The 7161-nt window shown below is 59.7% G+C and carries 4 protein-coding genes and 5 pseudogenes; all 9 read right to left on the bottom strand.

What is annotated here, in order from left to right:
* Positions 1 to 97: 97 nt before the first annotated feature.
* The 9 genes and pseudogenes from ACW4E8_RS39180 to ACW4E8_RS39140 all read right to left on the bottom strand — a co-directional run bounded on the left by ACW4E8_RS39180 (position 98) and on the right by ACW4E8_RS39140 (position 6884).
* Positions 98 to 855: pseudogene (locus ACW4E8_RS39180) on the bottom strand (IS5 family transposase).
* 207 nt (positions 856 to 1062) lie between these two features.
* Positions 1063 to 1698 (bottom strand): annotated as a pseudogene (locus ACW4E8_RS39175) (transposase); the annotation flags it as partial.
* A pseudogene (locus ACW4E8_RS39170) lies at positions 1685 to 1777 on the bottom strand (LysR family transcriptional regulator); the annotation flags it as partial. The pseudogenes ACW4E8_RS39175 and ACW4E8_RS39170, both read right to left, overlap by 14 nt.
* A gap of 347 nt (positions 1778 to 2124) precedes the next feature.
* Positions 2125 to 2469: pseudogene (locus ACW4E8_RS39165) on the bottom strand (ATP-binding protein); the annotation flags it as partial.
* Positions 2470 to 2637: 168 nt separating this feature from the next.
* Positions 2638 to 3015: pseudogene (locus tag ACW4E8_RS39160) on the bottom strand (HAMP domain-containing protein); the annotation flags it as partial.
* Positions 3016 to 3485: 470 nt separating this feature from the next.
* Positions 3486 to 4166: a response regulator transcription factor gene (locus tag ACW4E8_RS39155; RefSeq protein ID WP_456809385.1), complete on the bottom strand. Its 681-nt coding sequence runs from the start codon at positions 4164 to 4166 to the stop codon at positions 3486 to 3488.
* Positions 4167 to 4840: 674 nt separating this feature from the next.
* Positions 4841 to 5197 (bottom strand): XRE family transcriptional regulator, encoded by a 357-nt coding sequence (locus ACW4E8_RS39150; protein ID WP_456809384.1) that lies wholly within the window; start codon positions 5195 to 5197, stop codon positions 4841 to 4843.
* A gap of 4 nt (positions 5198 to 5201) precedes the next feature.
* Positions 5202 to 5531, bottom strand: coding sequence for a helix-turn-helix transcriptional regulator (locus ACW4E8_RS39145; protein ID WP_456809383.1), 330 nt, complete (start codon positions 5529 to 5531; stop codon positions 5202 to 5204).
* 15 nt (positions 5532 to 5546) lie between these two features.
* The gene (locus ACW4E8_RS39140; RefSeq protein ID WP_456809382.1) at positions 5547 to 6884 is read right to left on the bottom strand and encodes an MFS transporter; all 1338 of its coding nucleotides are present in this window, start codon (positions 6882 to 6884) and stop codon (positions 5547 to 5549) included.
* Positions 6885 to 7161: the final 277 nt, after the last annotated feature.

Here is a 7161-nt window from a genome sequence, read left to right as displayed (position 1 = left end):
CCCAAGCCCTTCGCATGGTCGAAGTCAGCCGATGACATCCTCGCCAGCATCGAGCGATTTTGTCTACGAATTTCTGACTCAGGACACTAGGGTCTGTTCACAATTGAACCAATGGTCCGAAGGCGCAGGCGAGCGATGCGAAGACGAGATAGCTGTCGGCTCGCTTGTCGTACCGAGTGGAGACACGGCGAAAATGCTTGATGCGGTTGAAAAAGCGTTCGACCAGATTGCGGGTGCGGTACAGGGCGCGGCAGTAGCGTCGCTTGCTGATCCGGTTCGAGCGTGGCGGAATGACGGCCTTGGCGCCTGCGGCGCGAATCGACTGCACGAAAGCGTTCGCATCGTAGCCCTTGTCCGCGATGACCGCTTGCGCGCGCAAGCCCTCGATCAGTTCTGTCGCGCACGAGATGTCCGCAGCCTGTCCTTCGGTGAGAATCAGCCGCAGCGGCCGCCCGATGGCGTCGATTGCAAGATGCAGCTTGGTACTCAGTCCACCGCGGGAGCGTCCGATCGCTTGCGGGCCACTTTTTTTAATGCGCCTGCCGAATGCTGGTGTGCTCTCACGATGGTCGAATCGATCAGGATGTGTTCGATCTCGCCCTCGCCGGCCACCGAATGTGCAACGCGCTGCCAGACGCCGTCGCGCCGCCATCGCGCGAAACGCATGTACACGGTGTGCCAGCGGCCAAACTCCACCGGAAGATCGCGCCAAGGACTGCCCGTACGGCCGATCCAGAGCACCGCTTCGACAAACCAGCGATTGTCGGCCGCCGTGCGGCCACGGTCGCCTTCCTTGCCCGGAACGATGTCCTTGATCTTCTGCCATACCTCGTCGCTCAACAGCGTCCGGACCATCTTGCCTCGCTCACGCTAAAGACAAGATGTAAACACATTTATTCAAATGTAAACAGACCCTAGCAGGCTGCTGAAGTACTCCCCGTACAAACAGCACGATTCCTGCCTGTGCGGGTGAGGACTTCTTGGTTTCACAATCCGGAAGCTGCGCGCCCTTGAATCGATGTTCTCGGTGGTTGGGCACCCAATTCCGGCTTTCTTTGCCCGTTACTGCAACTGCAGACGGACTTGTCCCAAGGAACGAATACACACGAGGTTGTAGGCGGCCATGCTCAGGACGAACATCTGATCGACGCGCTTCAGTCCACGCACCATCACTTGGCGCATCCGCCCGACCGTCTTGACCCAGCCAAAGCCTTGCTCGATCAGCTTGCGCTTCTTCTGCGAGATGGCATAGCCCTCGCTACGGGCAATGGCATCAGGAACTGCCGAGCGCCGACCCGAGGTGTTTTGCGGCACATGCGGCGTCACTTTCATCTCCAGGCACGCCGGAATGAACTCTTGTGCGTCGTAGCCCTTGTCTGCGCCCACTGTGATTTCGGCGTCCGGGTCGACCGTTGCCTGCAGGGCATCGTTGAGCATGACCGTGGCCGCCTCACGCTCGGCGTGGCCATCCGCGGTGCTCACCAGGGCGCTGCCTACCAGGCCGTGGCGGTTGTCACTCAACGTATGGCCCGTGTAGCGCAGTTCACTGCCAGACTTGCCTTTGCGATGGAGCTTCGCATCGGGATCGGTGCTGGACTGGTGCGTCTCGTTGCTGCGCTCGTGCCCCCTGAAGTTACCGCTATCGTCGTCGCCGTCCCTGCCATCCTTGCGCACAAAGCTCTTGTGGCCGGCCCACGCTATGCAATCGTTCGGCTGCTCTCGTGAAATGGAGTTCTTCTGCTACGGCCAGGAAGCACTGCAGATGACGCAACTCCATTCTGGCTCTCACTGGTCTGCTATCCATGCGCTTTCCCCAGGGGTGTGTCGTGCGGACGAAAAGCATTCACTCGTGGCCAGTTGGACCAATGTTCACGCATGCAACATCTCCTTATGAAGGCGCGGGACCGCAGGCAGATGCGCAATCAACCGCGACAGAATCTCGCAAAGATCCAGTCCGTCCAGGTGACAACGTACACTCTCCCAGCTCGGCTGCGAATCTTGGAACGCACACTGGGACCGAGCACCGCAGCACTACCGTAGCGACAGATAGGGATACTGCCACCAGGTTGCAGAGACCGGCTCTTGGCGATGCGCGCCCGTTCTTCAGGCGTCCTTCTCTGCGACCTAATCGGCCACGTGCAACACCATATTCACTAGCGGCAGTGTCACTGTGACGACCAGTCCTCCCCCGGCACGGTTTGCGGCAACGAGCGTTCCCTTGTGGCACTGAACGGCACGGCTCGCAATTGCCAACCCCAGCCCATAGCCCTGCCGATCCAGACCATTTTGAAGTCGAACGAACGGCTCTTGCATACGTACCAAGTCCGCCTCCGGCACTCCTGGGCCTCGGTCCGCGATAAGCAGCAACACGTGGTTTAGCTCGCCGTCCACCGACAGGGCAACCTCGATCGTTTCTCCCTGCGCCGAGAACTGGATGGCGTTCCGGATGATGTTCTCGATCGCGCGGCGGATAAGTTTCGCGCTCCCTTGCATCAGCGTTTGCGTTGCCGGTTCGATCCGTGCCACCAATGAGACACCCTTGGCCTCGGCTTCGAAACTGGCATCGGCAACGACAGCATCAACCAACGCGCGCATATCGAAATAATCTTCGCGTTCCGATTCGTCGCTTTCGCCGCGGGACAGAGATAGTAGTTCTCCAACCAGGCCATCCAATCGCTCCACCTCAGATTCGATGCGCTGCAGTGGCGCCCTGGGCGTCGCCGCATCCTGACCTGCGAGCACCACCGCGAGGTTCAACCTGGCCAGTGGCGAACGCAGTTCATGACTGACATCGTGCAGTAGCTGATCCCGTGCCAGCACCAGTTGCTGCAGCCGCTCGGCCATGCGATCGAAGTCGTTCGCGAGATCGGCGATCTCGTCGCGCCGCCGGCCCATTGCGGGCCCCAGCCGGGTAGCAAGCTGGCCCTCGGCCAGCTTGCGAAACCCGGCACGCAGACGCTGAATCGGCCGGCTCAGGTACCAGACCAAGATCGCGCTGAATAACAGACCGCCCATCAGCCCCGGAATCGCCCACTCAATCGTTAAGACGGAGGGGAAAGAATCCGTGATGCTCCAGAATTCGATAGGGGTATCCGGCGGCAGCGTGTACCGGATCGCCCATTTTTTTGACTCAGGGTCGATCGCATATACGACCACGACATCGCGGCGCTCGTTGGTAGCTCCCTCAGAGTCGACAACACGCTTTGCTTCGACGATCGACAAACGGTTCCAATGGTTGTAGTCGCTCCGCCGGTTCGAACCTTGGGCCTCCCAGCTTTGTGATATCTCCTTGAACTTCCCTATTCCGCCTGATTCGATCGCCACCTGCGCCGCCGATAACTGGTAGGGCGCGAGAATCCGAGCCAACTCCCGCTCATTAGACGAGTAATTCTCTGATGTCAGGACAATGGCTATCCATACACTATGCAAAATGATGATAACGGATATCAAGAATCCAGGAAGGATTTTCCAGAACAATCGCGATTTCAAGATTCCGCCTTTATCCGATACCCGATCCCTCGGACCGTCGCTATCTCAATGTCGCAAGCGCCATTGACCACAAACTTCTGCCGAATATTGCTGATGTGGACATCCAGGCTTCGGTCATAGGGTTCACGTCGCCGTCCCAGCGCCTCCAGCGAGAGATCATCTTTTGATTTCACTGCCCCGCCGGCCCGCATCAGCGCTTCCAGCACGTTGAACTCCGATGCGGTCAACTCGATTGACCGATCATTCCAGCTTACCTTCCTTGTGCTCGGTGAAAGCACCAAGCCGAGAATCGAGAAGCATTCATGCGGGCCCGCAGGGCCGTTCAATGGCCGTCGGCGCAGCACCGCACGCACGCGCGCGACAAGCTCGCGCGGATCGTAAGGTTTCGGAACATAGTCATCAGCCCCCATTTCCAGCCCTACGACCCGGTCCACGGGGTCGCCACGCGCGGTCAACATGATGATGGGTACATCGCTGCGCCGGCGGATTTCGCGCAACGCATCAATGCCGCTCAACGTGGGCAGCATGATGTCGAGGATGACCGCATCATGACGTCCGGACAACGCAGCCGTCACCCCTTCCCTGCCATCGCCAACGGTGGTCGTGATGAATCCCTCATCGCCAAGATAGGCTGTGAGCATTTCGCACAGGTCCCCATCATCGTCAATCAACAGCAAGTGCAAGCCAGCTCCCCTCAAATTGAGACGACATAATAGTCTTCTCATATCACGAATAGAACGATCTTTACGTAATCCTGACAAATGGTTATCACATTCCTAACCCACCGAACCTCCTCTTTCTGATCAAAATTCAACGCAATCAGTTCTCACGAGCGCTTCTGCGTGATTTGTCAATGAGAAGACAAGATCTAGTTCGGTATTGAGGTCATTCACAGCGAATAGGACCTAAGTCGCAAACTTATGTTCCTCTCTGCCTAACGGACAGTGGCTTATGAAATCAATGAAGGTCATCCAGCGCTATGGTGGCCGCTGCTTCGCCAGCAGTTTTTCTTCATGCCGCCCCCACTCGGCGCTGGTCTTCGGCGTAGCTTGATGTCTTTTGGGATCAAGGCCGCTCCGTCTCCGCGCAAGAATGTAGGTCTGGACCGCCGTCGTCTTGATTCAGACTGCATTAACCACAATGTGCCGCAATGGCTTGTGCGATGGCTTGTGTCTGGATGGCCCGCCGTACCGGCGGCCATGAGTTGGGGCTACGGGTCAAAATCAGTCGTCGATCGAGCCATCGAGGCGCACAGCACGCGTTTCCCTTCTTCATCATGTGCCATTCCTACGGCGATTCGGACGGTTTGGCTTGGAGCGGCGCTGGCAAGCGTGAGTCTTGGCCCTTCAGCCTACAGACGATTTTCAACGGAAGCTGGCGTGGCGAATAGCTTGGGTTCCTTGCCGAGCGGAAACGCGATCACGTACAGGACGTTAGCTGGCATTGGCCTGTCCGGGTCCGAGCCGCCCTTCAGCAGCACTTTGCGCTCGGCATAGCGTAGCGAAACGCCAAGGGTCTTGAGCACATCGATGTTGGCTTGCATCGTGTCAGACGCCTCGCGCTTCTGCGCTTCGGTGTAGGCGTCCTGGCAATCTCTGTAGTTGCGGAAATATTCCATCAGCGCGGCGAAGCGTTTATCCGTTTCGCGGCCCATCTCGAAGGCCAGCTGCGACATGTCCATCGTGCTGGTCTGCGCCAGCTCGGCCAACTGCTTACCTGTTCAGCGGAATCGCCGCGAAGGTGGCGTGCTCGTGGTCGAACTGTTCCTGCGCAGCCTGGAGTTCGTCCTCCGGTGGAATCGCGTATGGCTTGTTGAGCGCGTCGATGTCCAGGAAATCGAACGCGCGGGCCAGCGCCCGGCAGGTGTCGGGGCCGGTGGGCCAACCTTGCTCGACGCGCTGAACGGTTCGCAGGTTGAGCCCGGCGACCACGGCCAACTGCTCTTGAGTCCATTGCCGGGCATCGCGGAACACCTTGATGCAGACAGCCAGCTCGGCGGGGGTCAGCAGGCGTACTGGTGGCGTGTTTTCCGTCGCGTTCATTGCGTTGCTCCTTCGTTATCGACTGACGTGGCCAGCCGTGCTGGCCACGCCATTGCGCATGGCGTGGCCGGACCTAGCGAGGGGCCAGAACGCAAGCAAGAATCCGACAGCGGCCAGGACTGCCACGTAATGAGCAGGCGCCATGGTGTCGTGCTGTAGCCAGAGCGTGAGGATCATCGGCGTGAGGCCGCCAAAGACTGCGTAAGACATGTTGTAGGCAAACGAGAGACCGGTGAACCGCACCGGTGCCGGAAAGGCGCGGACGCCGGCAATCGGCACGGTGGCGATGGTGCCGACGAACAGACCCAGCAGCCCGTAATGCCAGAACAGCGTGGCCGGCGCGCCCGGCAGGCTGCCGTAGAAGAGGTAAGCGGTCATGAAGAGTCCGCCCCAGCCGATCAGCATGACGGCCCGGGTGCCGATGCGGTCGCACGCCCAGCCGACGATTACGCAGCCGATGGTCAGCGTGAGGGTGGCGAAAGCATTGGTCTCGAGCGCGAGCGCGGCGGGAATGTGATGGACCTTCTGCAGGTAGGCGGGCGTGTACAGCACGACCACGACGATCGAGGTGGAAAGTACCCAGGTCAACAGTGCGACGAACAGACTGGCCGAGCGGTGATCGCGCAGCACGGTGCGGATCGGCAGTTCGCGCGCCAGATTGCTGCGGTCAGCCAACTCGCGGAACACGGGGGTCTCATGCAGAAACCGGCGCAGGTACACGGACACCAGTCCAAAGACGCCGCCCAGGATGAAGGGGATGCGCCAGGCGAAATCGCTCACTTGCTCAGGCGAGTAATGGCGATTGATGGCGACAGCAACGAGCGAACCCAGCAGAATGCCGCCCGTGATGCCCGAGGTCAGCGTGCCGATGCCGAAACCGTAGTGCCGGCTCGGCACGTGTTCGCCGACAAACACCCAGGCACCAGGCATCTCGCCACCGATGGCCGCGCCCTGCAGCACGCGCATCGCCAGCAGCAACAGTGGCGCCGCGACCCCGATGCTGGCGTAGGTGGGCAGCAGGCCGATCATCAGCGTGGGCGCTGCCATCAGCAAGATCGAGAGCGTGAACATGCGCTTGCGGCCAAGCCGGTCACCAAAGTGGGCGATCACGATGCCGCCAAGCGGGCGTGCCAGGTAGCCGGCGGCGAAAATGCCGAACGTCTGCAGTTGTCGCAGCCAATCTGGCATGTTGGGCGGGAAGAATAGCGCTCCCAGCACTGCGACGAAGAAAACGTAGATGACAAAGTCGTAGAATTCGAGCGTACCGCCAAGGGCCGCCAAGGCAAGTGTCTTGTAGTCCCGCGCATCGAGCGTGCGTGCCGGTGTCGGCAAGACGCCCTCAGCTGCGCTCATGGGATTCACAGGTAGTTCTTGTTGTGGATTCACGTTCGGTCCTCGTCAGGTAGTGATCAATGGACTTCGGTCAGGGCTGGTCCTTTTGAGACCAAGACCCCATCGTTTGCGCGTGAGGGATGCCGATCAGGCATCGTCCGGGGCGCCACGCCCGCATGGGAACGGTCAGCCGCTGAGACATTAAGCCGTATCTCAGGCGGGCTCCTCTCAGAGCAGCTCTACCTGCTCGTCAACGAGATATCGCCTATGAGGCGTCAGGCTTTGGATCTTCCGGGGC

The sequence above is a fragment of the Cupriavidus sp. CP313 genome (assembly GCF_054072015.1).
The sequence above is the reverse complement of the archived record's forward strand: the minus strand, read 5'-3'. Positions and strand labels throughout refer to the sequence as shown.